The following is a 21,603-nucleotide window of genomic DNA, read 5'->3' on the forward strand; positions in this document are numbered from 1 at the left end:
AGACCCGCACTCCTGTTGTGTCCTTCCGGCGTACGTCGCAAACGGCCCGGGTATCACCAAACGGGCAGAAGACGGAACGTCATCTGCCGTGGGTGAACGAGGAGTTGTATTGGCATGACGTGCTGGTACGAGGGGCCCCTGGCGGCCTTCGACACGGAGACCACGGGCGTGGACGTGGAGACCGACCGCATCGTGTCCGCCGCGGTCGTCGTCCAGGACGCCCCGGGCACCCGTCCCCGGGTGACCCGCTGGCTGGTGAACCCGGGTGTGCCGGTGCCGGAAGCGGCGACGGCGGTGCACGGGCTCACGGAGGAACACCTGCAGCGCAACGGCCGTTGGCCGGCGCCGGTGATGCATGAGATAGCCGAGGAACTGGCCGAGCACGCGGCGATGCACCGCCCGCTGGTGGTGATGAACGCGCCGTTCGATCTGACCCTGCTGGACCGCGAGTTGCGCCGCCATCGGGCGTCCTCGCTGGACCACTGGTTCGAGGCGAGCCCCCTGCTCGTCCTCGACCCCCGGGTCCTGGACAAGCATCTGGACCGCTACCGCAAGGGCCGCCGCACCCTGACCGACCTGTGCGCGCACTACGAGGTCACCCTTGAGGGCGCGCACGACGCGGGCGCCGACGCGCTCGCGTCCCTGGAGGTCGTACGGGCCCTGGGCCGCCGTTTCGCCACCCGCCTGGAGCGCCTGTCCCCCGCCGAACTGCACACCCTGCAGACGACCTGGCACGCGGCGCAGGCCCGCGGCCTCCAGGCATGGTTCACCCGCAGCGGCACGCCGGAGACGGTGAACCAGGACTGGCCACTCCGGCCGGACCTGCCGACGGCCGCGTGACGGTCCGCGCGAAAGGCCGGTCCGCTCACGCGGACCGGCCTTCCCGATAGTGGGCGACAAGGCCTCGCCTGGCGACTGCACCACCTGGTCGGCGACAAGGCCTACGACTCGAACCCGAACCGCGATGAGCTGCGCAAACGCCGGATCCTGACGCCTTCGTCCCCCTCGCCTGCAGCCTCATCCGCCGGCACCGGCGCTAAGGATTGTCGTACTGGCGATACCTGCGTACGTGAATGCGAGCACGGCCCCCAAGGCCACTCCGGCAGGTTTCACCCGAATGGAGTAACCAAATGCGCCACCCACATGGGTGAAGATCAAGCTGAGTAGTGCCCCAACCGAGGCTATCCGTGAAAGGGAAACCACATGCGCATTCGACGAACTCTCGCCGCCGTCATCGCCACGGCAGCCCTCGCCGGGCTCGGCCTCACAGGTGCCGCCACGGCCACGGCCGCCACCCACAACACCCCCGCCACCGCCCACACCGAAAGCCTCACCCCGGGTGAGTGCGTGGACGGCGGCGGAAAGGTGGTCGGGATGAAGTGCGTCGGCGGTACGGGCGACGGGCAGATGGTCGACTAACGCCCACTGGCGCCCCGCAGCCACGCGCCGCGGGGCGCTCCCGCGCGAGCATGCCGCCCCATCACGTTCACACCGAGATACGTACGCCACTCAGAGTTCGCAACAGGATCAGGAGCGAGCCTTCTTGAGCCGGCGCCGGCAGATGAGGCTGCGGGCGAGGGCCCGGGTGACGTCGTTGACGTTCGCCGCAGTGTGATGACCTTGAGTGGCGTGCCGCGTCCGTCTTCCCCCGGTCGACCGGCCGGGGACGGGCGCCGGCCTGCAACTGACAGAGGCCGCCCTGGTGGGCGGCCCCTGGAAGGTACCGGGTTCCAATGAACTTTTTATGGTGGGCGATACTGGGTTCGAACCAGTGACCTCTTCGGTGTGAACGAAGCGCTCTTCCACTGAGCTAATCGCCCGGGACCGGAGTGAACAATACAGGGACCGGCGCGTTTCGTTCAAACCGCTTGCAGGTGCCCGAGCAGTCCGCGCCGCCCGGCGCCCATCATCAGCCGGTGGTTGGCGCGGAAGAACGGCCGTCCGGGCACGGCCAGTCGCCGCAGCAGCGGCTTGTTGACGTCGACGACCTGGTCGTAACGGGCGAGCGTGCCGGTGCCGTCGGCGGCGACCGTCCAGCGGGCCCAGCCCTCGATGTCCCCGGTCATGGCGATCTCCAGCAGGCCGGCCTCGGGATCGCGTCGTGTCTCGCGGGCGGTGAAGGTCATGTCGTACGGCAGGACCGAGCGGATGGTGATGACGCCCGTGGTGTCGTTCAGGCGGCTCACCGAACGCACCTGGGGCCACCAGTCCGGGTAGTCCTCGACGCGTTCGAGTGCCCGGTAGACGGCCGCGACCCCGTAGGGCAGCTGCCACAGGCTCAGAAAGCGGTAGTGGGTCCAGTCCATGGGCGCAGTCTGCCCGGGAAGGCGATCTGAGTACGCGTACTCATGCCTCCATGGAGTGACCTGGACCACACTCACCGTACGAGCGCCGCCGCCCGTGCGACGGCGCTCCCCCTCTCACCTGCTACGAAGGCATCTTGTCGCCGAGCAGCGCCAGGTTCTCGATGGCGGCGAGCCCGTACAGCGCGGTGTCGTTGGAGGACACCCAGCTCGCCTCGCTGCCCGCGACGAGGGTGACCGGCCCGGAGAGCGGCTCGGTCTTCCACGGCGAGGACTCCAGGTACCCGTCGGAGCTGTAGAACTTCGTCCACGCGCGCTTGGCCAGCGTCTCGTCGCCGGTCTGTACGGCGGCGTAGGCGTCGAGCCGTGAGTGGCCCTGGAAGAGCAGCAGGGTGCCGAAGTTGGAGCCGTAGCGTGCCGCCTGCTCGGCCTTGGTGGCGTTGAAGTAGCGGCAGTAGTCGAAGTAGACCTCGTTGAACTTCGGCATGTCGACCAGGTGGATGAGTTCGGCGCAGAGTTCGTTGAGGCCGAAGACCGCCGAGAGGTGGGAGACCGAGACGACCGGGGTGTCCGCGGTGGCGAACTTGCCGGTGTCGAGGTCGTAGAGGCCGCTGCCCTGGACGAAGCCGTTGGGCTGGGCGGCGATGCCCTCCATGGTGGACAGGACGCGTGCCTTGGCCTTCTCCCACTTGGGGCCCTTGCGTTCCCACTCGGTGAGCCAGGCCGAGACCAAACCGCTCCAGTCGGTGCCGAAGCCGATGGACAGGGCGTGCCGGTCGGGGGTGTAGGGGTCGGTGCGGACCTTGCGCAGCGGGTCGAGGACGAGGAAGGTCTCGTCGGAGTCGACGTTGGCGGCCATGAGGTCGCCGACGCGTTCGTCGGCGGTGAGGAAGTAGTAGAAGCGCCGGTAGGTGGTGTTGGAGATGCGCTGCTGCTTGGCGCTGTCCGCGAAGTGCTGGACGCCGTGCCGGGTGCCGAGGCCCGCCCACTGGCCGATGTGGTAGACGTCGACCTCGCCGGTGTGCCGGGTGAGCGCCTCGGCGAACCGGAAGATGTCCGAGCGGCCGCTTCGAAGGTACGCGTACCAGAGCCACAGGTCGGGCGAGAGCTCGGAGTTGTCCCAGGCGTAGCCGCCGACGTCGTACCGCCACTGGTGGCGCACGGTGTCGTAGGTGTGCATGAAGTCGCCGTAGTCCCAGAAGCCGTACCAACGGCGCTGCTCCACCTGGTCCTTGTAGTAGGTGAAGAGGAAGTCCAGGTGGTCCTCGATCTTCGCCTTGGCGGCGGTGGAGCGGTCGGGCTCGGAGTAGAGGCCCGGGCCGAAGACCTTGGACTTGATCAACTGCTTGGGCGGGGCGGTGAGTTGCGGGAGGACCCGGACCGCTTCGACCTGGTCGGCGAGTACCTCCGGGGTCGGCGTCGACTCGTTGGCCCAGAAGAGGAGTTCCGAGGTGCGGGCGATGCCGTAGGGGGTGCCGAACTCCGGCTCGTAGTCCTCGTAGGTGATGTTGAGGCCTTCGAGCTGCTCGGCGTAGGTGTCCTGGCCCATGCCGTCGTGGTAGAAGCGCAGGTCCATCGGCTGGGCCTCGGGCGACCAGAGCCAGAGGGTGACCTCGGCCGCGTCGGTGTGGGCGTCGCGGATGTCGAGCTGGGCCGGGAACTTCTCCCAGAAGTCCCGCAGCCCGAAGGAGAATCCGCCACTCGCGCCGCCCACGTAACCGAATCCGGAGGCGCGCTTGCCGCCGCCGGCCGCGATCCAGCCGTACCCCTTCCTGGTGCGCTTGCGCAGGGTGAAGCCGTCGGCGGAGAGCTGGGAGAGGGTGTAGTCGCCCCAGTGCGGGATGTACTGGAGACGGGTGGTGACGCGCTGGTCCCAGGTGGCCGGGTCGGGCAGCTTCTGGCCCGCGTACTGGGCCGCCTGGACCGCCGCGCCCGGGTCGCGGCGCAGGCCGGTGATGCCCTGGACGGCCTCCCGCAGCAGGCCGGTCCCCTCGCCGCCGATGCGGATGTGGCGGTCGTAGGCCTCGTCGCGCATCGGCACGCTGAAGCGGACGCCGAGCCCGCGGATGAAGTCGCCACTGGCCTTGCCGGGCTCCTGCGTGCCGTCGTAGGTGATCGTGTGGACCATGCGGAAGGAGTCGGCGCCCGCGTAGAAGTAGAGACGGATCGAGAACGGCAGCCAACTCCGGCTTCCCTTGCGGTGCTTGCCGTCGATACGGACGACCGCGCGGACCGGGCCGTCCTGTTCGACGGTGACGGAGTCGATCGCGCCGTCGAAGCGCTCGGTCTTGACCGTGCCCTGGTCCTCGTCCTCGACCTCGGGCTGGCGGATGAGGACCAGCCGCCCGTTCCTGGCGATCTCGGTGGAGCCCCGGGTGACGGACTTGACGATCGTGGAGCCGTTCTTGCCGATCTTCACGGCGATCACACCGGTCGACACGTCGATGGTGCCGCCGCTCCTGTCGACGGTGACCTTCTTCTCCGGCGCGGTCGCGTCGCCCGCCGCGAGGGTGAGCTTTCCGCTCCCCGAACTCACGGCGTGGGCGGTCCACTTGAGGGAGCCGTCGGGCCAGTAGGCGATCGGCCAGGACTGGACGGGCACGTCCTTGCCGTCCGCGTCCGTCAGCGCGAAGGTCTGGTCCTCCTGGAACGCGCCCATCGGCCAGGGCACGCCGACGGTCGAGCCGGGCGCGGCGCCGAGGCCGCCGTCCTCCAGCCAGTCCAGGGTCACCGGATCCGCGTCGGCGGCCTCGGTTCTGGGCGCGGCCTGCGCGTCCTTCGCCCCGAGCGCCCAGCTGAACTGGGCGGCGGCACCGGCGACCGCGGCCGCCTTGAGGAGGGACCTGCGAGGGATGGGAGACATAGTCCGCCTTTCCTTTCCGTGCACACGCAAGGGTGGTCAGGGGCATGACAGAGAGAGGTGCGGCGCCGACCGGGCGCCGCCCCTGGTGCGGAGCCCGTCAGTGACGGCGCCGGTGGCGCTCCTCCACGGCGACGGCCGCCGCCGCGACGGCACCGAGCACGGGGACCGCCAGCGGCGCGACGAGCAGGGCGGAACAGATCACGAGGACCGCTCCCCCGACGAGCAGGAACGATCCGCCGGGGTCGAGGACGGTACGGCGGCCGGCCGCGGCGAGCAGGGTGCGCCAGCGGTCGCCGGGCGCCCAGACGGCCGCCGCGCGCAGCCCCGCGACCGCGAGGCCGATCACCGCGAACAGGCCGACGGCCCCCACGAGCGGCCCGCCGGGCAGCCCGGCGCGCACCGCCTGGACGTCCACCCAGGCGACCGCGACCGCGCCCCAGCCGACGAGCCCGACGAGCGCGCCGCCGGGCAGCGCGGCCCGGAAGTCGCTCACGAACTCCCGCCAGCCACCGCCCACCTGACCGGTGCGGCGGCGCAGATGCCGGGCACCGGCGGCGAAGGCGGCCGGATAGGTGACGACCCCCAGGGAGGCGACGGCGATCCACACCCCGGTGAGCAGAGACTCGGCGAAGACACCGAACCGGTCCGAGAGAGGCGTCGGCTTCACTCGCGCGTCGTCGGCCATGGCTTCAGCCCTTCAGTCCGGAGGTCGCCATTCCGTCGATCAGATAACGCTGGAAGGCGAGGAAGAACAGCAGCACGGGCAGCAGCGCGACCAGGGACATGGCGATCATCCCGCCGTAGTTGGCGGCCACGCCGTCGGAGTCGCGGAACATCATCAGGCCCAGGGAGACCGTGTACTTGCCGGGTTCGTTGAGGTAGATCAGCGGGCCCATGAAGTCGTTCCAGGCGTTGATGAAGGTGAAGATCGCGCTGGTGATGAGGGCGGGCCGGCACAGCGGCAGCACGATCGACCAGTAGATGCGGAAGTGCCCGCAGCCGTCGAGCCGGGCGGCCTCGTCGAGCTCCCGGGGCAGGTTCCGCATGAACTGCACCATCAGGAAGACGAAGAAGGCCTCGGTGGCGAGGTACTTGCCGATCAGCAGCGGGACGTAGGTGTTGATCCAGCCCAGCTTCTGGAACATCACGTACTGCGGGATCAGCAGCACGTGGTACGGCAGCAGCAGCGTGCCGATCATCAGGGAGAAGAGCAGGTTGCGGCCGGCGAACCGGATGCGGGCGAAGGCGTAGGCGGTGAGCGAGCAGGAGACGAGCACGCCGACGACGGCTCCGACGGCGTAGAAGAGGGAGTTCTGGAAGAAGGTCCAGATCGAGACGTCCGCGATGCCGTCCGCGAGCCCCTTGAAGTTGTCCAGGATCGGGTGGGACGGGAACAGCGTGAGGCTGTTGATGATGTCCTTGCTGGGCTTGAAGGACGCCCCGAGGACCCAGACGACCGGGTAGAGGATGACGGCGAGGATCAGCAGGGCGCCGAGGTGCCAGCCCAGGGAACCGCTCCGGCGACGGTTCAGCAGGGACGGTTTGGTGGTGGTCGCGCTCATCGGGCGTCCTCCTCGTAGTGCACCCACTTCTTCTGGGACCAGAAGAGGACGGCCGTCACCAGGGCCACCGCGAGCAGCAGCATCCAGGCCATCGCGGCGGCGAAGCCCATCTGCGCGTTCTTGAAGCCCTGCTGGTAGAGGTAACAGGTGTAGACGAGCGTGGCGTCGGCCGGCCCGCACTGGGTGTTGGAGACGACGTAGGCCGAGCCGAAGATCTGGAAGGAGTGGATGGTCTCCAGGAGCACGTTGAAGAAGAGCACCGGGGAGATCATCGGCAGGGTGATGTTCCAGAACTTGCGCAGCGGCCCGGCCCCGTCCATCTCGGCGGCCTCGTACAGCTCCTTGGGGACCTGCTTGAGTCCGGCGAGAAAGATGACCATGGGGGCGCCGAACTGCCACGCCGTCAGGGCGACCAGGCAGTAGAGGATCCAGTCGGGGTTGCCGACCCAGCCGCCGACATGGAAGCCGAGGAAGGACTGGGTACGGTCCACGACGGCGCCGTCGGAGAAGAGCGACCGCCAGACGAACCCGACCGAGACACTCGCGCCGATCAGCGACGGCGCGTAGAAGGCGGCCCGGTAGAAGGCCTGGCCACGGCGGTTCTGGGCGAGCAGCAGGGCGACACCGAGGGCGAGCAGCAGCTTGATCGGGGTGCCGATGATCACGTACTTCGCGGTGACCTCGACCGACTTCTGCCACCGCGGGTCGTCGAACATCCGGGTGAAGTTGTCGAGGCCGACCCACTTCGGGGTGTTGAAGAGGTTGTAGTCGGTGAAGGCGAAGTACAGCGAGGCCACCATGGGGCCCGCGGTCAGCAGGAGGAAGCCCGCGATCCACGGGGACATGAAGAGGTAGCCGGCGAGGTTCTCCCGGCGGCCCCGCCGCCGCGCGGTGGCGGGGGCGGCGGGGTGTGCCCTGCGGGCGGCGGGAGCGGTGTCCTTGACGAGCGTCACGGCGGTTCCCATCGGACTGGTCAGGCCTGGAAGGCGGCCTCGGACTCGGAGAAGAACTGCTTCACCGCGTCGGAGACCTTGGTCTTGCCCTGGGACATGTCGCCGCCGATGCGCAGGAAGGCGGCCTCGATGGTGTCGGCGCCGGACGGGTGCGGGGTGATCGTGCCGAGGACACCGGCCTTGGCGGTGTCGTCCTCGTACTGGGCGATCTCCTTGCTGACCGTGTCGGTCGGCTTGAACGCCGCGTACTGCTCGGTGCTGGCCAGGATGCCCCGGTCGTAGCCCATGATCGTGCCGACCTCGGGGTCGTGGACCATGAAGTCGATGAACTGGGCGACCTCCTTGGGGTGCGCGGTGCGGGCGGAGGCGCTCAGCATCAGGGAGGCCAGGTACTGGCCGGTGTGCGTGCCGTCGGTGGTGGGGATCGGGCCGAGGCCGTAGGTGCTGGTGCCCTCCGCCGAGTAGCGGACCGTGAAGTTGTCCCAGGTGAACTCGGAGGCCGCGTGGCCGGCGGAGAGGGAGGACTTGGGCTGGTCCTGGGCGACGATCTTCGGGTCGGTGACGATGCCCGCCTTGACCCTGCCGTAGCCGTCCTGCCACCACTCCGTCAGGTCGGCCTGGTCGAAACCGAGCCCTTCCTTGGTGAAGAAGGCCTTGCCGTTCTGGCGGAGGTACAGGTCGTACAGGTACATGATGGAGAAGTAGCCCGTGTCACCCGCGATCTTCGTCTTGTCGTGGATGGTCTTCAGGGCCTTGAAGTACTCGTCCCAGGTCCAGCCGGTCTGCGGGTCCACGCCCGCCTTCTCGAACACCTTCTTGTCGATGACCAGCGCCATGGTGTTCGAACCGACCGGGACACCGAGCTGCTTGCCGTCGACCTCGCCGACCTTGGTGACCCCCGCCCGGAAGTGATCCAGGCTCAGGTTGCCCGCCTTTACCTGGGAGTTGAGGTCGAGCAGAATTCCTCTCTTGTCGTACTTCCGAAGAAATCCGACAGCATTCTGGAAAACGTCCGGGGGATTTCCGCCCGCGGCCTGCGTCTGGAACTTCTCCCAGAACGACTGATAGTCCTGGAAGTCCGTCTTCACCTTGATCTTCGGGTACTTCTTCTCGAAGAGCTTGATGGTCTGGTTGATCTTCTTGGCGCGTTCGTCGGCACCCCACCACGAGTAACGGATCGTCACCGTGCCGTCCCCGGAGCCGCTGCCGCCACCGCACGCGGTCGTCGCTCCCAGACCGAGCACGGCCGCCGAGGCACCGGCCGCCTTCAGGATGGTCCGCCGCTCCACATTCCTGCTGGTTCCCACAGTCGGGCCCCTCCCCGCAGCGTCGCCGCCGTCTGCATGAATCGTTTCAAGTAAGCGCTTGCTGGCACAAGTTACGGAGGGCCCGGTGAGGCGTCAATGATTCGGACAGGATTTTCTTGTGAACGGGGGCGGCCGAGCGGGGTGGCGCCGCACCGGCGCGGCGGCCGGGAGGCCGATGACGTCGCAGGTGAGGGCCGCACGGTCGGGTGACCGAACGTCAGGCGGCCGGACCGGCGCCGGGGTTACGGCTTGGCCTCGGCGAGCGGTTCACGCCGGGACGGGCCGACGGCGAGGGGGCGGCGAAGATCCACCGCGGGGCGGCCAAGGGGTTCCTGTAGACCCCACGGATCCACGACCGCGGCGAAGATCCATCGGCTCGTCACGACGAGGATCCGTCGGCTCGCCCTGGGGACGGTACGAGCCGGTGCCGGTGATCCAGACGGCCCCGGAGCGGACGAGAGACGGACACCTCCGACCACTACAGCCGCCGCACCCCGCCCGCGCGGCCCGCCCCGAAGATCGACCGCACCCTCCGACGGCGGCCGCCCGTCGACCACGGACCGTGTCCGCGACCCCACTCCCCCAGACCCCGGGAACGACTGCGGCCCACCTGCTGTCTCGCAGGTGGGCCGCAGTTCCGGTGGGCGATACTGGGTTCGAACCAGTGACCTCTTCGGTGTGAACGAAGCGCTCTTCCACTGAGCTAATCGCCCGGACGCAGGAAGAACATTACCCCATGTCAGGGGGTGCTCCCGACCAGTCGCCGGGGCCCGCGACCGAGGGTCGGGTCACTCCTCGATCCTCCATGGCATCACGACGCCGAACTTGGACAGGTAGACCCCGGCCAGGCCGGCCACGATCACCAGGCCGACCGTCGTCAGCGTGATGTTGCGGCGGCGCACCTTGGGGTCGAGGGCCTTCTGGGCCGCCTCCGTGACCTTGCGCTTCGTCCAGCGGAGCACCAGCTGCGCCCAGACGAACTCGGTCGCCCAGATCGCCATGCCGCCGAAGATGACCACCCAGCCCGGACCGGGCAACGGCAGCAGGACGATGCCCACGGCGACGACCGCGAGGCCGACCGTGAAGACCCCGACCTGCCAGCTCAGGTGCAGCACCCGGCGCGCCTTGACGAAGCCGGGCGCCCTCGAACCGAGCCCCCGCTCGTCGCGCGCCCCGGCCGCCGTCGCGCCGTCCGCCTCGTTCCCGTCCGAGGCCACGGCGACCTCGCCCGGTTCGTTACTCCCCGTATTCATACGACCAAACCCTACCTGAGCGATTCCGGTCACCGGAATGGTCGTAGATCATGCTCAGCTTCTCGGCCGGAAGAGTTACGTAAACACACGCAAAACACTCAGAGGGGTTTACAACGGCACCGTAGGTGGCATGTCGATTTCGCCGACGTGCGAATCCCCGAGCGCACACTGAGCGAAAGGCCCTGGCGCTTATGAACACCACGGTCAGCTGCGAGCTGCACCTGCGCCTCGTTGTGTCGAGCGAGTCCTCCCTGCCTGTCCCCGCAGGCCTGCGGTACGACACGGCCGACCCCTACGCCGTGCACGCCACCTTCCACACCGGAGCCGAGGAGACCGTCGAGTGGGTGTTCGCCCGCGACCTCCTCGCCGAGGGGCTGCACCGCCCCACCGGCACCGGCGACGTCCGCGTCTGGCCGTCCCGCAGCCACGGTCAGGGCGTCGTGTGCATCGCCCTGAGCTCCCCGGAGGGGGAAGCTCTGCTCGAGGCCCCGGCGCGGGCCCTGGAGTCCTTCCTGAAGCGAACAGACGCCGCCGTGCCGCCCGGCACGGAACACCGGCACTTCGATCTCGATCAGGAGCTCTCGCACATTCTGGCGGAGAGCTAGGCCGCCCCTGAAAGCCGCCCGGCGCCGTCCACTCGGGGAGACGGCTCGGGCCTAGACAACCGCATACGGCAGCACCGGCGCCGCCACCGTGTTCGGTCACGGGGCGGCGCCGGTGTGTCCGTGTGCCCTGGGGAACCTCCGCCGGGCCCCGGCCGTTCTACGGGACAGCCATCAGTGGGGCAGGGCACGGTGCGGGGCCTCCGTATGTCGCTACCATCGGCCACCATCGGCGGGCGCCCGCCCGACCCCCAGGCCAGGGAGCGAAACGTGCTGATCACCCACGACACCCGGTGTTCCCTCGACGCTGTGGTGGATCTGGTGAACACCGCGCCGGAGGACGACACGGCGCTGGACGGGCTGTCCGATGTCCCGGCCCTCCAGAATTTCGTACGAAGCCACGACATGAGCGATGTCGGTGTGCTGTCGGAGTTCGACCTGTCGGCGGTGCGCAAGATCCGCGGACGGTTCGCGGCGGTCTTCGCCGCCCCGGACGCCCGGACTGCGGCCGGGATGATCAACGAGCTGGTCGCGGCGGCCGGCACCACCCCCCAGCTCACGGACCACGACGGCTACGACTGGCATGTGCACTACTTCGCGCCCGGCGCCTCGGTGGCCGACCATCTCGCCGCCGACTGCGGGATGGCGCTCGCGTTCTTCGTCGTCGCCGGAGAGCAGGAGCGGCTGCGGCGCTGTGAGGCCCCGGACTGCCGGCGCGCCTTCGTCGATCTCTCCCGCAACCGTTCGCGCCGCTACTGCGACAGCCGGACCTGCGGAAACCGCCTGCACGTCGCCGCGTACCGGGCGCGCCGCAAGGAGGCGGCGGGCTGATCGGCGGGATGCCGACGCCTGCCCCGGCGGATGGCGCCGGGACGGGCGGGTACGGCTCACAGCCACAGCAGGTCGTGCAGCGCAGCCATGAGGAGCAGACACCCGATCACCGCAAGGAAGATCATCAGCGGTGGCTGGGAAAGGGCGAAGAGGCACCCGCGCGGCTCGTCCTCCGGCGACGCGGCCTCGCTCTGTTTCGTGTCCAGCATCTCGCGGCGATGATGACCTAGAAGACACCCGCCGCGCGATCAACACGCCCGCAATGGGCGGGAGTTCGCCGAATTCCGTGATGTCCGTTTCGCTTCCGCCCGCCCCGTGAACGGTTGCGTGCGTGCCGCGGGCGCACTGTGTCGTTTCAATGCCTTATGTGACTGTCATATGCCGTGCTTCTTGAGGATGGCCTCGATGTCGCTGAAGTCGTCGCCCGAGGTGCCGCTCCGGGGCGTCGCCGCGGGCTTGGCGGCCGGACGGGTGGCAGGGCTCAGCGAGGGGGCCGAGGCGGTGGGGGCGACGGCGTCACGCTGCGCACCCCGGGCGGCCGCCTTGCGCTCGGCACGGGTGCCACCGCGCCGGCGCTCCACGGCACGGGTCGTGGAGAACAGGGCCCAGGCCGCGCCGAGCACACCGAAGCCCGCCCAGGCGGTCGGGCTGAAGGCGGTGTCGGCCAGCCAGCCGACGACTCCGGTCATGACCAGGCCGACGGGCACGAGCGAGTAGGCGGCGATGCGGGCGGCCGCCAGATACCGCTTGCGGTACGCGGTGACCACGGCGATGCCCAGGCCGGCCGCGGACACGGCGGAACAGACTGTCTCGGCGATCATCCGGTCCTCCTGGCGGGCTGGGTCGGGCATGCGGTGCCTCGGGCGCGGCACGTGTGGTGCTTCGCCCCTTCCATCGTGCACCGCCCGGCCCGTGCGATCCATGCCCAGGCCCGACAATCAGGGCGATCTCGGGGTCCGCTCCGGGTCGTCTCCACCCCAGGTACGAGCCCTCACCTCATCAGCCGCGAGCCGCGGCCCACCGTCTCGATTGGGTGGCCGGAGCCCGGCCTGGAAGACTGGCGTTCATGAACGACTCCTCCCCCGCCCCCGGCGCCCCCGTCCTGGACGTCTGGTGCGAACTCCAGTGCCCCGACTGCCGCAGCGCCCTGGACGACGTCCGCGCCCTGCGGGCCCGGTACGGCGACCGGCTGGAGCTGCGGCTGCGCCACTTCCCGCTGGAGAAGCACAAGCACGCGTTCGCCGCCGCGCAGGCCGCCGAGGAGGCGCTGGAGCAGGGGAAGGGCTGGGAGTACGTCGAGGCGGTCCTCGGCCGGGTCGAGGAGCTGGACCGCCGGGGCGAGCCGTTCCTGGTCGAGGTCGCCCGTGAACTCGGCCTGGACGCCGAGGAGTTCGACACCGCGCTGATCGACGGCCGGCACATCCTGATCGTCGACGCCGACCAGGCCGAGGGCAAGGCCATCGGCGTGACCGGCACCCCGACCTATGTCATCGGCGGCGAGCGCCTCGACGGCGGCAAGAGCCAGCAGGGCCTGCGGGAGCGCGTCGAGGAGATCGCGGACCGGCTGCTGGCCGGGCAGGCCTGACCGGAACTCGGATCAGGCCTCTCGGTCGGCGCAGGTTCTCGTGGTCGGCCCGGGTACTGGCAGCCGGCTCAGGTCCTCACAGTCGGCGCAGGCCCCCGCGGCCGACCCGGGTACTGGCAGCCGGCTCAAGTCCTCGCGGTCGGCGCAGGTTCTGGTGGTCAGATCAGGTCCTTGTAGAAGGAGTGCGACATGGTGACGTACCCCAGCGAGTCGTAGAGCCGCTCGGCCGGGGTGTTGCCGGCGAAGACGTTGAGGCCGAGGGTGCTTCCGCCGGAGGCGATCACCTGGTTCTCGGCCAGCAGCATGAGGGTGCGGCCGTGCCCGTGGCCACGGTGGGCGGCGTCGGCCTCGACGTCGTACACCCACGCGCCGTTCTCCCGGAAGGCCACCCACAGGACGCCGACGTGGGCTCCCTCGTGTTCGAGGACGCTGAACCGCATGCCGTCCGTGGCGAGCCCTTGGGGCAGCAGTTTCTCGTGGCCGATCCGGGAGTTCTCGAAGGCCTCGGCCTCCGGCACGCCGTACCCGATCCACACGCGCGCGTAGTGCTCGGACTCGTGGGCGAGCCACGCCTCGAACTCGGCCCCGGTCATGTCGCGGCCCCGGCTGCCCGCAGGCAGCGCGTGCGGGGTCCGGCCGAGCCGCTTCTCCATACCGCGGTTGCGCAGGACGTAGCCGAGCGCCCGCACGAGGTGCAGGGCCGGCTCCGCGGCGGCGGACACATGCGCCTCGATCTGCCGGCAGCCCCAGCCGCGCGCCACCTCCTCGGCGGCGAGCGCGGCCACCGTGCCCCGGCCGCGGCGGCGGTCGGGCTCCTCGACGCTCAGGTCGACGATGCGGGCCACCCGGGCGCCGAGGTTCGGCGAGGTGCCGAGGTGGAGGGTGCCGACGGGCCGGCTGTTCACGCATACCTGGAAGCGCCGGGACAGCGCCCCGTCGGCGCCGTGCTGGAGCGGCTCGGTCGGCCGCAGGGTCGTGGTCATCAGGGGTGTTCTACCCGTGGAGAGGCCGCACAGCAGCCCATTTTCCGGCAACCCCTACGGGTCCAGGTCCTCGCCCGACCGCTCGTCGAAGATGCGCATCGCCTTGGCGGTCACCGGGCCCGGGGTGCCGGGGAGTTCACGGTCGTCGACGCGGTGCACGGCCTGGATGTCGCGCAGGGTGGAGGTGAGGAAGATCTCGTCGGCCCGCCCCAGGACGTCCAGCGGCAGGTCGGTCTCCCTGGCGCCGGTCCACTCGACGGCCAGGGCGCGGGTGATGCCGGCCAGGCATCCGGAGGCGACCGGCGGAGTGTGGATCTCGCCGTCGAGGACGACGAAGACGTTGGAGCCGGTGCCCTCGCAGAGCTGCCCGACCGTGTTGGCGAACAGGGCCTCGGAGGCGCCGTGCCGGTTCGCGCGGGCCAGCGCGACGACGTTCTCGGCGTACGAGGTGGTCTTCAGGCCGGTGAGGGCGCCCCGCTCGTTGCGGGTCCAGGGGACCGTGATCACGGCGGTGGAGTCGGCACGGCGGCCGGTCTCGCCGAGGGCGACCACCAGGGTGGGCCCGCGGTCGCCGCGGTCGGAGCCGAGGGGTCCGTGACCGCCGGTGTAGGTGATGCGCAGCCGGCCCAGCGGCATCGGGTTGGCGGCGAGGACCGCCGCGCAGGCCCGGCGCACCTCGTCGTGGTCCGGGTCGGGCAGGCCGAGGCCCCGCGCCGAGCGGGTCAGCCGGTCCAGATGGCGGGTGAGCGCGAACGGCTCGCCGTCCGTCGCCTTCACCGTCTCGAAGATGCCGTCCCCCACGGTCAGCCCGTGGTCGAAGACGGAGACACGCGCGGACTCGGCGTCCTGCAGCTCGCCGTCCAGCCAGATCCTCACCCGAGGCCCCCTTCGTTCACGTCGTACGTACCCGACGCTACCGCGAGCAGCCGGGCGGCCTTCAGCTCGGTCTCCCGCCATTCACCCTCCGGGTCGGAACCCCAGGTGATCCCGGCGCCGGTCCCGAACCGGAGCATGGCGGCGTCCTCGGCGGTCCGGTCGATCCAGAAGGTACGGATCCCCACGGCCAGCTCGCCGACACCCCGGTCCGCGTCGACCCAGCCGATGCCGCCGCAGTACGGGCCGCGCGGCGCGGTCTCCAGGGACTCGATGATCCGCAGCGCGCTGGACTTCGGCGCGCCGGTGACCGAGCCCGGCGGGAAGGCGGCGACGAGCAGCTCGGGCCAGCCGGCGTCCGCGCGGAGCTCGCCCCGGACCGTGGAGACCAGATGGACGAGCCCCGGGTGCTTCTCCACGGCGCACAGGTCGGGGACGGTCACCGTGCCGGTGGCGCAGACCCGCCCGATGTCGTTGCGGACCAGGTCCACGATCATCACGTTCTCGGCGTAGTCCTTCTCCAGCAGGTCCGCCTCGGTCCGGCCGGTGCCCTTGATGGGCCCGCTCTCGACGGTCCGACCCGTCCGGCGCAGGAAGAGTTCGGGCGAGGCGGTCGCTATCTCCACGCCGTGTCCGGGCAGGCGAATCGTTCCGGCGTACGGCGCCGGGTTGCCGCGGGCCAGCAGCGCGGTCAGGGCGTCCACGTCGGCGTCCGGGGCGACCGGGGCGGACAGCACCCGGCAGAGGTTGGCCTGGTAGACCTCGCCCGCCGCGATGTGCGCGCGGATCCGCTCCACGGCCGCCCGGTACGCGGCCCGGTCCAGGGACGACGCCCAGTCACCGGCCGCCGGGCCGTGCCACTCCCCCGGCACCGGCGCGGGCACCGGCTCCTGCCGTACGTCGGCGAAGCGGGCACAGGTCAGCCGGCCCTCGAAGTCCGCGCACACGGCCCAGAACCCGGTGGAGTCGAGGGCCGCGGGATCGCGGGTGACGTCGAGGAGACCGGTGGCGACCTGACCGCCGAACCGGGCGAGGGGAGGAAGACGGAGCACGTCGTCGAGTCTATGGCGGGTGTCCTGGGGGTGGCCCGGGCATGTCGCCGAGGGGGTCCCGGCCACGTGGTCGGCCGGGTCCGGCGCAGCACGCTGCGTAAACGCGTTTTTGTGCTGGCCGGGGAATCCGCTAGAGTTCAACACGTCGCCGGGACGCGAGAGCGGACCGAAACGACAGGCGGACGTAGCTCAGTTGGTAGAGCGCAACCTTGCCAAGGTTGAGGTCGCGAGTTCGAGCCTCGTCGTCCGCTCGAAGGAAACAGGGGTCTTCCCGATCCCCTACACTCCTGGTGGAGTGGCCGAGAGGCGAGGCAACGGCCTGCAAAGCCGTCTACACGGGTTCAAATCCCGTCTCCACCTCCAAGGACGATTAGCTCAGCGGGAGAGCGCTTCCCTGACACGGAAGAGGTCACTGGTTCAATCCCAGTATCGTCCACTGGATCTTGGTCTGACGATCGAGTATCCGATCCCGCGCGATTAGCTCAGCGGGAGAGCGCTTCCCTGACACGGAAGAGGTCACTGGTTCAATCCCAGTATCGCGCACGCAGTGCCCGTGATCTTCGGATCATGGCCCCGAGGACGATTAGCTCAGCGGGAGAGCGCTTCCCTGACACGGAAGAGGTCACTGGTTCAATCCCAGTATCGTCCACACGATGAAGAAGCCCCGGCCGTCTCGAACGGCCGGGGCTTCTTCGTGCGGTGCTCAGCTGGAGAAGAGCATGTGGGCCCAGCTCTTGTTGTGGTGACCGCCGTGGTGACCGCCGTGGTGCGGGGCGCCCCAGGCCGGCGCGGGCGGGGCCGGGTAGGCCTGCGGGGCCGGCGGGACGGGCTTCGCCCACTGGGCCTCCATCTGGGTCAGCGCCTCCAGCTCGCCGTAGTCGAGGAAGATGCCCCGGCAGCCGCTGCACTGCTCGATCTGGACGCCATTGCGGTTGTAGGTGTGCATCGGCGCATGACACTTCGGACACTGCATGGTCGGCTCAACTCCTCGCCGGTCAAAACTTCTTCGCGGTTCTCCCAGGACAGACTCCGTCCGCACCCGGTCGGTTGCACCCTACTTCGGGAAATCGAGGGTCAACCGGGCGGGGACCAAAGTCATTCAGGAGCATTGCGGGATCATTCCGGCGCCATGCGGGCACACGCGTCGATCAGGGACTGCTCGACCTCGTCCAGCGGGCGGTCCGCCGCGATCGCCTTCGCGAGGTAGCGGGCGGACGTCTGGACGGTGAGGGCACGGGCCGGGACGTCCAGGGCGGGCCAGGGGTCGCCGTCCTCCGGTACGGCCGGGCCGCCGGCCGCGCGGTAGGCGGTGAGGAAGCGGGTCCAGTCCTCGGGCGGCAGCAGGCCGCAGGCGTACCAGGAGGCGGGACGGGCGAGGTCCCAGGCGGGGACGCCGACGCCGAGGTCGTCGACGTCGATCAGCCGCCAGGGTCCGTCGGGCGCCGGGTGCCGGACCAGCTGGCCGAGGTGCAGATCGCCGTGGCAGAGGGCGGGGATGCCGGGCATCGGAGCCTCGGCGCGGGCCCAGCCGGGCAGCGCGGACCAGGCGCGGAGGACGGGCGGGGCGGCGGGATGCGGGGGCGAGGCGGCCAGCGTCTCGCGCAGCCGGGCCATCGCGTGGGCGGCCTTGGCGGGGCCGCGCATGGCCGGTGTGCCGGGAGGGGGCGGGGTGCGGTGGAGACGGGCGAGGAGGGAGGCGGCGGCTTCCCAGGGGGCCTCGGCCGGGTCGCCCTCCGGGTCGATCGGAGCGCCGTACGGCCAGAGGGTGACCGGGCGGGCGCCTGCCAGGGTGGCCGGGGTGGGCGCGAGCGGGGCGAGGAAGACGTCGGGGAGGAGGGAGGCGGTGGCGAGGCGGAGGGCGAGGGCGGCGGGGTCGGTGCCGGGGGCGTGTGCCTTGGCGACGGTTTCCGCGTGGCGCAGGACCGTGGTGTCGGGGCGGTCGGCGAGGGTGGTGGTGCCGCAGGCACAGGGCGCCGCCGGGTCGGGGTGGGCGGCGGCTCTGATCTTGGCGGTCAGTTGAGGGAGTACGTCTGCGGTCGTCACGGGGCCTCGGGGGTGCGGGGGTGCGGCGCGGTGGTGAGGTGCGCTGCGGTGGTGAGGTGAGCGTACGTGGGGGTCGTGGCCCGAGGAGGGGGCTGGGGGCGGGGCGGATCGCTTGCCGGCGCCGGCAGGGTGCCGCTGCGCCCGCCCGTGCCGCCCCGGGCGGCACGCATGCCCGCAGCTGTGTGAGACACGGCTGCGGCCCGCTGCGGAACGTCCACGCTCCCTCGTTCGCACCGGCCCGCGCACGCAAAAAGCAATGCCGGCGCAGCTCCCCAGCTGCGCCGGCATTTGTGCCGTCCGCCGCACCCCCGTCCCCACGGGGTTTCATGGGTGGATGTCCCCGCCCGGACCGCTCTTCCGGGCCTGGGGTCGCCGCTCAGCGCCCCAGCATCACTCCCACGGACGACGCCTGTGTGGCCACCGTCTCCCAGCCGTCGAAGACGAGGAGGAGCAGGGCCGCCAGGGGGAGGGCCATGAGCGTCGCCACCAGTGGGTGGCGACGGCCCTGTCGGCGGGGGCGGGTGGTGTGTGTCCGCTGTGCCGTAAGGGCCATGGTCCCTCTCCTGACCGTTCTCAGTTGTCTGGCAGCGGCGGGTGTCTGACCTCGGGGGACGAGTGCTGCACCCGCCGCTTGACCTCAAATCTAGGCGTGCGGCGTCCGGCGGGCGTCATGCCCTCGTATCGAATCGCGGGCCTCCGAGAGGATGAGCCATGACCTGCGGTCTACTCCCCTGGGTGGAGACGGTGACCCGGTCTCGTCCTACGTCTCGGGGTCTTCCCCGAGGGGGTGCCCGGTCCTTCCCTGTTTTTCCGAGCTGTCCTCACGGGGCACCGGCTGCTCGACGAGGGCGAGGACCCGGGTGGCCATGAACCGGGCGGTACGGACAACGGTCCCGTTTCGCGTGACTTCGCTCACTTCCACCACCCCTCGCCGTACCGCCGTCTCCACCCGGCGGCCCGCCCTGCTCGCCACCACCTCGTACGTGCGGGTCGTGTCTCCGGCGTCGACGACTATCTCCACTCGGTCACCCTTCACAGCTTCAATCCCCCTTCTGTGACGGCTTGTTGGAGCAGACGGGTGCTCAAAGGCGCCGAATACGGCGCCTTCCTGACCACTCCTCAAGTCTCGCACCCGGCACTGACAATCCATCGGGCCGAGAGGGCGCGGCCTCTGCGCACGGGCGGCCCGGTAAACGTAAGCTGTGCCACGTCAAACGGACCGGGCAGCGGGGATGAACATGGCGATGATGCGCCTGAGGCGCGAGGACCCGCGCGTCGTCGGCTCGTTCAGGCTTCACAGAAGGCTCGGCGCCGGCGGCATGGGCGTGGTCTACCTCGGCTCCGACAAGAAGGGGCAGCGGGTCGCGCTGAAGGTGATCCGGCCCGATCTGGCGGAGGACCAGGAGTTCCGGTCGCGTTTCGCCCGCGAGGTGTCGGCGGCCCGGCGGATCAGGGGCGGCTGCACGGCACGGCTGGTCGCGGCGGACCTGGAGGCCGAGCGGCCGTGGTTCGCCACCCAGTACGTACCCGGGCCCTCGCTGCACGACAAGGTCGCCGACGAGGGCCCGCTGCACGCGGCCGAGGCCGCGGCGGTCGGGGCCGCGCTGTCCGAGGGGCTGGTCGCGGTCCACGAGGCCGGGGTCGTGCACCGGGATCTCAAGCCGTCCAACATCCTGCTGTCCCCCAAGGGCCCGCGGATCATCGACTTCGGCATCGCCTGGGCCACCGGCGCCTCCACGCTCACCCACGTCGGTACGGCGGTGGGCTCCCCCGGCTTCCTCGCCCCCGAGCAGGTGCGCGGAGCCGCGGTCACGCCGGCCACGGACGTGTTCTCGCTCGGCGCGACCCTGGCGTACGCCTCGACCGGTGACTCGCCCTTCGGGCACGGCAGTTCCGAGGTGATGCTCTACCGCGTGGTCCATGAGGAGCCGCACCTGCACGGGGTACCGGACGCGCTCGCGCCGCTCGTGCGGGCCTGCCTGGCGAAGGACCCGGAGGAGCGGCCGAGCACGCTGCAGCTCTCGCTCCGGCTGAAGGAGATCGCCGCGCGCGAGGCACAGGGGCTGCCCGACGTACGTCCGCCGGCGCCGCGGGCCGCGGAGGCGGACCGGCCCACCGGACGGCTCGCCGAGACCTACCCCGAGCCGCAGCGCACCCAGCGGCGGACGCAGGGGACGCCGGTTCGCGGCACCAACCCGCCCTCGCGGGGCGGCAGCGGTCCGCGGGTCAACGGCGGTGTGCCGTCACGGCCGGGCGGCGTACGTCCCACCCCCGCGCCGCGCGGCAACGGCACCCGGCCCGGGAACGGCAACCGGACCGCCTCGCGCGGTGGTGGCGGGCGTCCGGCGCCGCGTCCCACGGGCACCGGACGGCGGCCGGCCAATCCGCGGCTGCTGCGCCAGCGGCTGTTCGTGTTCGTCGTGGTGACGCTGCTGGTGGCGCTGGGGATCGCGCTGGCCCAGGGCTGTTCCGGACCGGCGCACGGGATGGGTGTCGAACCCGGTGGTGCCGTGTCCGGTGGTGCCGCACCCGCGAAGACCGTGGCCCTGCGGGAGTAGCGGGCCCTATGCCTCGGGGCGGCCGGCGGTCACCGCGTAGAAGGCGACCGCGGCCGCCGCGCCCACGTTGAGGGAGTCGACGCCGTGGGACATCGGGATGCGCACCCATTCGTCGGCGGCGACCAGGGCCTGGGTGGAGAGGCCGTCGCCCTCCGCGCCGAGCATGAGCGCGACCCTGTCCATGCGGTGCGGGGCGGCCTCGTCGAGGCTGCGGGCCTTCTCGTCCGGGGTGAGGGCGAGCAGGGTGAACCCGGCCTCGCGGACCGAGTCCAGCCCCTTGGGCCAGGTGTCGAGACGGGCGTAGGGCACGGAGAAGACCGCGCCCATCGAGACCTTCACGCTGCGCCGGTAGAGCGGGTCGGCGCAGTCGGGTGAGAGCAGCACCGCGTCCATGCCGAGGGCGGCGGCCGAGCGGAAGATCGCGCCGATGTTGGTGTGGTCGTTGACCGACTCCATGACGACGACCCGGCGGGTGGTGCGCAGCAGTTCGGTCGCCGTCGGCAGCGGCTTGCGCTGCATGGAGGCGAGCGCGCCGCGGTGCACGTGGTAGCCGGTGACCTTCTCGGCGAGTTCCGGGCTGACCGCGTAGACGGGGGCGGGGAGTTCGTCGATGACATCGCGCATGACGTCGACCCACTTGGCGGACAGCAGCATCGAACGCATTTCGTAGCCCGCGTCCTTGGCCCTGCGGATGACCTTCTCGCCCTCGGCGATGAACAGGCCCTCGGCGGGTTCGCGCTTGCGGCGCAACTCGACGTCGGTCAGGCCCGTGTAGTCACGCAGGCGCGGGTCGTCGGGATCCTCAACGGTGATGAGATCGGCCACAGGGTGATAC

24 protein-coding genes and 7 tRNA genes are annotated in these 21,603 nt (G+C 70.5%); 12 read left to right on the forward strand and 19 right to left on the reverse strand.

Annotated elements, in window-relative coordinates; translation table 11 throughout:
- The first annotated feature begins 114 nt into the window (after positions 1–114).
- Together ACIPSJ_RS37740 and ACIPSJ_RS37745 are read left to right on the forward strand one after the other, a co-directional pair.
- Complete coding sequence (locus tag ACIPSJ_RS37740; RefSeq protein ID WP_359222703.1) at positions 115–840, forward strand: 3'-5' exonuclease; 726 nt, start codon at positions 115–117, stop codon at positions 838–840.
- 363 nt (positions 841–1,203) lie between these two features.
- Positions 1,204–1,419, forward strand: a complete 216-nt coding sequence (locus ACIPSJ_RS37745; protein WP_359222702.1) for a hypothetical protein — start codon at positions 1,204–1,206, stop codon at positions 1,417–1,419.
- 326 nt (positions 1,420–1,745) lie between these two features.
- On the opposite strand, the gene ACIPSJ_RS37750 is transcribed toward ACIPSJ_RS37745, so the two are convergent.
- The 7 genes from ACIPSJ_RS37750 to ACIPSJ_RS37780 all read right to left on the reverse strand — a co-directional run bounded on the left by ACIPSJ_RS37750 (position 1,746) and on the right by ACIPSJ_RS37780 (position 8,988).
- Positions 1,746–1,820 (reverse strand) — tRNA-Val (locus ACIPSJ_RS37750).
- Between the two features lie 39 nt (positions 1,821–1,859).
- A complete protein-coding gene (locus ACIPSJ_RS37755) occupies positions 1,860–2,306 on the reverse strand; it encodes an SRPBCC family protein (RefSeq protein ID WP_401352704.1) in 447 nt (148 codons plus the stop codon).
- A 121-nt stretch (positions 2,307–2,427) separates the two neighbouring features.
- Positions 2,428–5,166, reverse strand: a complete 2,739-nt coding sequence (locus ACIPSJ_RS37760) for a Tat pathway signal sequence domain protein (RefSeq protein ID WP_401352706.1) — start codon at positions 5,164–5,166, stop codon at positions 2,428–2,430.
- A 97-nt stretch (positions 5,167–5,263) separates the two neighbouring features.
- Positions 5,264–5,851 carry a hypothetical protein gene (locus ACIPSJ_RS37765; protein ID WP_401352708.1) on the reverse strand — a complete coding sequence of 196 codons (588 nt, stop codon included), beginning with the start codon at positions 5,849–5,851 and terminating at the stop codon, positions 5,264–5,266.
- A gap of 4 nt (positions 5,852–5,855) precedes the next feature.
- Positions 5,856–6,728, reverse strand: a complete 873-nt coding sequence (locus tag ACIPSJ_RS37770) for a carbohydrate ABC transporter permease (RefSeq protein WP_359222698.1) — start codon at positions 6,726–6,728, stop codon at positions 5,856–5,858.
- Positions 6,725–7,693 carry a carbohydrate ABC transporter permease gene (locus tag ACIPSJ_RS37775; RefSeq protein ID WP_401352710.1) on the reverse strand — a complete coding sequence of 323 codons (969 nt, stop codon included), beginning with the start codon at positions 7,691–7,693 and terminating at the stop codon, positions 6,725–6,727. The genes ACIPSJ_RS37770 and ACIPSJ_RS37775 overlap by 4 nt, the downstream gene beginning before the upstream one ends.
- Positions 7,694–7,701: 8 nt before the next feature.
- Positions 7,702–8,988, reverse strand: a complete 1,287-nt coding sequence (locus ACIPSJ_RS37780) for a substrate-binding domain-containing protein (RefSeq protein ID WP_359222697.1) — start codon at positions 8,986–8,988, stop codon at positions 7,702–7,704.
- Between the two features lie 206 nt (positions 8,989–9,194).
- Between ACIPSJ_RS37780 and ACIPSJ_RS37785 the strand changes: the two genes are divergently transcribed.
- Complete coding sequence (locus ACIPSJ_RS37785; protein WP_401352713.1) at positions 9,195–9,326, forward strand: hypothetical protein; 132 nt, start codon at positions 9,195–9,197, stop codon at positions 9,324–9,326.
- Positions 9,327–9,629: 303 nt separating this feature from the next.
- Here the strand turns inward: ACIPSJ_RS37785 and ACIPSJ_RS37790 are convergent.
- Together ACIPSJ_RS37790 and ACIPSJ_RS37795 are read right to left on the reverse strand one after the other, a co-directional pair.
- Positions 9,630–9,701, reverse strand: a tRNA-Val gene (locus tag ACIPSJ_RS37790).
- A gap of 75 nt (positions 9,702–9,776) precedes the next feature.
- On the reverse strand, positions 9,777–10,241 hold the full coding sequence (locus ACIPSJ_RS37795; RefSeq protein WP_359222696.1) for a TIGR02611 family protein: 465 nt from the start codon (positions 10,239–10,241) through the stop codon (positions 9,777–9,779).
- A 191-nt stretch (positions 10,242–10,432) separates the two neighbouring features.
- On the opposite strand from ACIPSJ_RS37795, the gene ACIPSJ_RS37800 reads away from it, so the two are divergent.
- On the forward strand, positions 10,433–10,846 hold the full coding sequence (locus tag ACIPSJ_RS37800; RefSeq protein WP_004002642.1) for an SsgA family sporulation/cell division regulator: 414 nt from the start codon (positions 10,433–10,435) through the stop codon (positions 10,844–10,846).
- A gap of 267 nt (positions 10,847–11,113) precedes the next feature.
- The gene (locus ACIPSJ_RS37805; protein WP_401352715.1) at positions 11,114–11,674 is read left to right on the forward strand and encodes a CGNR zinc finger domain-containing protein; all 561 of its coding nucleotides are present in this window, start codon (positions 11,114–11,116) and stop codon (positions 11,672–11,674) included.
- Positions 11,675–11,730: 56 nt separating this feature from the next.
- Here the strand turns inward: ACIPSJ_RS37805 and ACIPSJ_RS37810 are convergent, their stop codons facing one another.
- Positions 11,731–11,883 carry a hypothetical protein gene (locus ACIPSJ_RS37810; RefSeq protein ID WP_355711021.1) on the reverse strand — a complete coding sequence of 51 codons (153 nt, stop codon included), beginning with the start codon at positions 11,881–11,883 and terminating at the stop codon, positions 11,731–11,733.
- 165 nt (positions 11,884–12,048) lie between these two features.
- The gene (locus ACIPSJ_RS37815) at positions 12,049–12,495 is read right to left on the reverse strand and encodes a hypothetical protein (protein ID WP_359222694.1); all 447 of its coding nucleotides are present in this window, start codon (positions 12,493–12,495) and stop codon (positions 12,049–12,051) included.
- Between the two features lie 245 nt (positions 12,496–12,740).
- Here ACIPSJ_RS37815 and ACIPSJ_RS37820 point away from each other — a divergent pair, with 245 nt between their 5' ends.
- A complete protein-coding gene (locus ACIPSJ_RS37820) occupies positions 12,741–13,259 on the forward strand; it encodes a DsbA family protein (RefSeq protein ID WP_359222693.1) in 519 nt (172 codons plus the stop codon).
- Between the two features lie 158 nt (positions 13,260–13,417).
- On the opposite strand, the gene ACIPSJ_RS37825 is transcribed toward ACIPSJ_RS37820, so the two are convergent.
- From ACIPSJ_RS37825 to ACIPSJ_RS37835, 3 genes are read right to left on the reverse strand one after another with little or no spacing between them, the layout of a single operon-like run.
- Positions 13,418–14,242 (reverse strand): GNAT family N-acetyltransferase, encoded by an 825-nt coding sequence (locus tag ACIPSJ_RS37825; RefSeq protein WP_401352718.1) that lies wholly within the window; start codon positions 14,240–14,242, stop codon positions 13,418–13,420.
- Between the two features lie 54 nt (positions 14,243–14,296).
- The gene (locus ACIPSJ_RS37830; protein WP_359222691.1) at positions 14,297–15,118 is read right to left on the reverse strand and encodes an aminodeoxychorismate lyase; all 822 of its coding nucleotides are present in this window, start codon (positions 15,116–15,118) and stop codon (positions 14,297–14,299) included.
- On the reverse strand, positions 15,115–16,167 hold the full coding sequence (locus ACIPSJ_RS37835) for a chorismate-binding protein (RefSeq protein ID WP_401352720.1): 1,053 nt from the start codon (positions 16,165–16,167) through the stop codon (positions 15,115–15,117). The genes ACIPSJ_RS37830 and ACIPSJ_RS37835 overlap by 4 nt, the downstream gene beginning before the upstream one ends.
- A gap of 178 nt (positions 16,168–16,345) precedes the next feature.
- Between ACIPSJ_RS37835 and ACIPSJ_RS37840 the strand changes: the two genes are divergently transcribed.
- From ACIPSJ_RS37840 to ACIPSJ_RS37860, 5 genes are all read left to right on the forward strand, one after another.
- Positions 16,346–16,418 (forward strand) — tRNA-Gly (locus tag ACIPSJ_RS37840).
- Positions 16,419–16,456: 38 nt separating this feature from the next.
- Positions 16,457–16,530 (forward strand) — tRNA-Cys (locus ACIPSJ_RS37845).
- 1 nt (position 16,531) lies between these two features.
- Positions 16,532–16,603, forward strand: a tRNA-Val gene (locus tag ACIPSJ_RS37850).
- Positions 16,604–16,638: 35 nt separating this feature from the next.
- Positions 16,639–16,710: transfer RNA gene (locus tag ACIPSJ_RS37855), tRNA-Val, on the forward strand.
- Positions 16,711–16,744: 34 nt separating this feature from the next.
- Positions 16,745–16,816: transfer RNA gene (locus ACIPSJ_RS37860), tRNA-Val, on the forward strand.
- Positions 16,817–16,870: 54 nt separating this feature from the next.
- Here the strand turns inward: ACIPSJ_RS37860 and ACIPSJ_RS37865 are convergent.
- From ACIPSJ_RS37865 to ACIPSJ_RS37880, 4 genes are all read right to left on the reverse strand, one after another.
- Positions 16,871–17,140: a zf-TFIIB domain-containing protein gene (locus ACIPSJ_RS37865; RefSeq protein ID WP_401352722.1), complete on the reverse strand. Its 270-nt coding sequence runs from the start codon at positions 17,138–17,140 to the stop codon at positions 16,871–16,873.
- Between the two features lie 143 nt (positions 17,141–17,283).
- The gene (locus tag ACIPSJ_RS37870) at positions 17,284–18,210 is read right to left on the reverse strand and encodes an aminoglycoside phosphotransferase family protein (protein WP_359222688.1); all 927 of its coding nucleotides are present in this window, start codon (positions 18,208–18,210) and stop codon (positions 17,284–17,286) included.
- Positions 18,211–18,586: 376 nt separating this feature from the next.
- A complete protein-coding gene (locus ACIPSJ_RS37875; RefSeq protein WP_046726640.1) occupies positions 18,587–18,763 on the reverse strand; it encodes a hypothetical protein in 177 nt (58 codons plus the stop codon).
- Between the two features lie 207 nt (positions 18,764–18,970).
- Entirely contained in the window at positions 18,971–19,246 is a 276-nt protein-coding gene (locus ACIPSJ_RS37880; protein ID WP_355711013.1) for a hypothetical protein, read from the reverse strand.
- A 196-nt stretch (positions 19,247–19,442) separates the two neighbouring features.
- Here ACIPSJ_RS37880 and ACIPSJ_RS37885 point away from each other — a divergent pair, with 196 nt between their 5' ends.
- Positions 19,443–20,768 (forward strand): protein kinase, encoded by a 1,326-nt coding sequence (locus ACIPSJ_RS37885; protein ID WP_401352725.1) that lies wholly within the window; start codon positions 19,443–19,445, stop codon positions 20,766–20,768.
- 6 nt (positions 20,769–20,774) lie between these two features.
- Here ACIPSJ_RS37885 and ACIPSJ_RS37890 read toward each other — a convergent pair whose 3' ends face one another.
- The gene (locus tag ACIPSJ_RS37890; protein ID WP_093505269.1) at positions 20,775–21,593 is read right to left on the reverse strand and encodes an RNA methyltransferase; all 819 of its coding nucleotides are present in this window, start codon (positions 21,591–21,593) and stop codon (positions 20,775–20,777) included.
- Between the last annotated feature and the right edge of the window lie 10 nt (positions 21,594–21,603).

Source organism: Streptomyces sp. NPDC090088 (assembly GCF_044747345.1).
Classification (GTDB): domain Bacteria; phylum Actinomycetota; class Actinomycetes; order Streptomycetales; family Streptomycetaceae; genus Streptomyces.